Consider the following 3,503-nt stretch of genomic DNA (forward strand, 5'->3'; position numbering starts at 1 on the left):
TCTTTTGGCAACGCCGGCGGGTGGTGGGGGCGGGGCGCGCGGGGCGGGCGGGGCCGCCCCGCCGCGCGGGACGGGCGGCGTCAGCCGACCGCGCCCTCCATCTGCAGCTCGATCAGGCGGTTGAGCTCCAGGGCGTACTCCATCGGGAGCTCCTTGGCGATCGGCTCGATGAAGCCGCGGACGATCATCGCCATCGCCTCGTCCTCGCTCAGGCCCCGGCTCATCAGGTAGAAGAGCTGGTCGTCGCTGATCTTGGAGACGGTCGCCTCGTGCCCCATCGACACGTCGTCCTCGCGGATGTCGACGTACGGGTAGGTGTCCGAGCGCGAGATGGTGTCGACCAGCAGCGCGTCGCACTTCACGGTGCTCCGGCTGCTGTGCGAGCCCTCCAGCACCTGCACCAGGCCCCGGTACGAGGTGCGGCCGCCGCCCCGGGCGATCGACTTCGACACGATGGTGCTGCTCGTGTGGGGAGCCGCGTGCACCATCTTGGCGCCGGCGTCCTGGTGCTGCCCCTCGCCGGCCATGGCCACCGAGAGCACCTCGCCCTTGGCGTGCTCGCCGGTCATGTAGACCGCCGGGTACTTCATGGTGACCTTGGAGCCGATGTTGCCGTCGACCCACTCCATGGTCGCGCCCTCGTGGCAGACGGCGCGCTTGGTGACCAGGTTGTAGACGTTGTTCGACCAGTTCTGGATCGTCGTGTAGCGGCAGCGGGCGTTCTTCTTGACGATGATCTCCACGACCGCGCTGTGCAGCGAGTCGGAGGAGTACAGCGGCGCGGTGCAGCCCTCGACGTAGTGCACGTACGCGCCCTCGTCGACGATGATCAGCGTCCGCTCGAACTGGCCCATGTTCTCCGTGTTGATCCGGAAGTAGGCCTGCAGCGGGATCTCCACGTGCACGCCCTTCGGCACGTAGATGAACGAGCCACCGGACCACACGGAGGTGTTCAGCGCGGCGAACTTGTTGTCGCCGACCGGGATCACCGTGCCGAAGTACTCCTTGAAGACGTCCTCGTGCTCCCGCAGCGCGGTGTCGGTGTCCAGGAACAGGACGCCCTGCTCCTCGAGGTCCTCGCGGATCTTGTGGTAGACGACCTCGGACTCGTACTGCGCCGCGACACCGGCGACCAGGCGCTGCTTCTCCGCCTCGGGGATGCCCAGCCGGTCGTACGTGTTCTTGATGTCCTCCGGCAGGTCCTCCCAGCTGGTGGCCTGCTTCTCGGTGGACCGGACGAAGTACTTGATGTTGTCGAAGTCGATCCCGGTGAGGTCCGCGCCCCAGGCCGGCATCGGCTTGCGGCCGAACAGGCGCAGACCCTTCAGGCGCAGGTCGAGCATCCAGGCCGGCTCGTTCTTCTTCGCCGAGATGTCCCGCACCACCGCCTCGTTGAGGCCGCGCTGGGCGACCGCCCCGGCGACGTCGGGGTCGGACCAGCCGTACTCGTAGCGACCGAGGGCGGCGAGCTGCTCCTCCTGGGTCAGGGGCTGGACGATCTGCTCGGTCATCTATCTGTCCTCACAGTGGTGACGGTCTTACCGGACATGCGCGGCTGGGTGGGGATGTGCGTGGTGCACACCCCGTCGCCGTGCGCGATGGTGGCCAGGCGCTGCACGTGGGTGCCGACCAGACGGGAGATCACCGTGGTCTCGGCCTCGCACAGCTGGGGGAACTCGGCGGCCACGTGCGCCACCGGACAGTGGTGCTGGCAGAGCTGGCCGCCGGAGGCGATCGTGGACGCGTTGGCAGCGTAACCCTCGTCGGTCAGCGCCCCCGCGAGCGCCTCCGCCCGCGCCAGGGGATCGTCGCCGGCGTCCTCCATGGCGGCCCGGCAGCGGGCCTCCAGGGCCGCGACCTGCTCGGTGGCGAACGCCTCCACCGCGTCGGAACCGCCGTTGCGGGCGATCCAGCGCAGCGCGGCGGTGGCCATGTTGTCGTAGTGGTGGGTGCCACAGCGGCCCCGGGCGGCGTCGGTCAGCTCGAACACCTTGGCCGGGCGGCCCCGGCCGCGGCTGCCGCGCACGGCCTGCTCGCGGGCGACCACGTCACCGTCGGCGAGCATCGCGTCGAGGTGCCGGCGGATCGCGGCCGGGCTGAGCCCGAGCGCGTCGCCGAGCTGCGCGGCGGTGGTCGCGCCCCGCTCGAGCAGCAGCCGGGTGACCCGGTCGCGGGTGGAGAGGTCCGTGGCGGACGCGGGCTGACCGGCGACCGGAGCGGTCGTCGGCTGGTGCCCCGAGAGCCCTGCCACGTTTTTCACAACGCCAACGTTACGTAATTCGTCAGGGGCCCGCAAACCCGGGGTCCGGTGATCCGAACCACCGCCCCCGCGGAGTCGTACGAACCTCGATCACTACGGTGCGTAGGATTTGCGCCGTGACTCCATCCGTCCGGTTCCCGGTCTCCACCACGCTGCTGCGCCGTCTGGCGTACGCCAACATCGTCGCGAACGTGGCGATCGTCGTCACCGGTGGGGCGGTCCGGTTGACCGCGTCCGGTCTCGGCTGCCCCACCTGGCCGCGGTGCACCGACGAGTCGTACACCACCACGCCGGAGATGGGCGTGCACGGGGTGATCGAGTTCGGCAACCGCCTGCTCACCTTCGTGCTGGTGCTGATCGCCGGCGCGACGCTGCTGGCGGCGCTGCTGCACCGTCCGCGTCGGCGCAGCGTGGTGCTGCTCGCGGTGGGCGTCGTGCTGGGCATCGTCGCCCAGGCCGTGATCGGTGGCATCACCGTGCGGATGCAGCTCCACCCCTCGATCGTGGGCATCCACTTCGTGGTCTCGATGCTGCTGCTGCTCGTCTCGTACGCCCTCTGGCGCCGGGTGGACGAGCCGGACGGTCCCGCGTCCTCCCTGGTGCCGGCCCCGATCCGGACACTGGTCCGGATCACCGTCGCGGCGAGCGCGGCGGTGATCATCGTCGGCGTGGCGGTGACCGGCAGCGGTCCGCACGCAGGCGACGCCGACGCGGTCCGCAACGGCCTGGACCCGGAGACGATCTCGCAGGTCCACGCCGACCTGGTGTTCCTGCTGATCGGCCTGAGCGTGGCCCTGTGGCTGGCCCTCCGTGCGGTGGGAGCGCCCGCCCACTCGGTCCGCGCGGCCGGGGTGCTGCTCGTGGTGGAGCTGGCCCAGGGCGTGGTCGGGTTCGTGCAGTACTTCACGGACCTGCCCGCGATCCTGGTCGGCGCGCACATGCTGGGGTCCTGCCTGGTCTGGCTGGCCACCCTGTCGGTGCTGTGGTCGATCCGGGAGCGCCGCCCGGCCGCGACGCCGCCGGCGGAGGCCGCCGCGCAGAGCGAAACGTCCGTCCCGGTCCCGGCCTGACCCCCGCAGGAGTACGCCCCGCGCCCCGCGCCCCGCGCCCCGCGCCCCGCGCCCATGATCGTGCTCGAACCATGAAGTAGTGGGGGGGCGGCGGGGGGGGGGGCCCCACGACCCACCAGGTTGGGGGAGGAGGGGGGCCCCCCCCCCGGCCGCACACACCCGGCGGGGGCGGC

General features: G+C 71.2%; 3 protein-coding genes. 1 reads left to right on the forward strand and 2 read right to left on the reverse strand.

The annotated features are described in order from the left end of the window. Positions 1-80: 80 nt before the first annotated feature. Both sufB and AB0I76_RS25340 read right to left on the reverse strand, forming a co-directional pair. Positions 81-1,511, reverse strand: a complete 1,431-nt coding sequence (gene sufB / locus AB0I76_RS25335; protein WP_357040235.1) for a Fe-S cluster assembly protein SufB — start codon at positions 1,509-1,511, stop codon at positions 81-83. Further along, a complete protein-coding gene (locus AB0I76_RS25340) occupies positions 1,508-2,260 on the reverse strand; it encodes a metalloregulator ArsR/SmtB family transcription factor (RefSeq protein WP_357040238.1) in 753 nt (250 codons plus the stop codon). Before AB0I76_RS25340 ends, sufB begins: the two co-directional genes overlap by 4 nt. Before the next feature lie 98 nt (positions 2,261-2,358). Here AB0I76_RS25340 and AB0I76_RS25345 point away from each other — a divergent pair, with 98 nt between their 5' ends. Next, complete coding sequence (locus tag AB0I76_RS25345) at positions 2,359-3,330, forward strand: COX15/CtaA family protein (RefSeq protein ID WP_357040240.1); 972 nt, start codon at positions 2,359-2,361, stop codon at positions 3,328-3,330. The last annotated feature ends 173 nt before the right edge of the window (positions 3,331-3,503 follow it).

Origin of the sequence: Micromonospora sp. NPDC049799 (assembly GCF_040656655.1) — a bacterium.
Lineage (GTDB): Bacteria > Actinomycetota > Actinomycetes > Mycobacteriales > Micromonosporaceae > Micromonospora.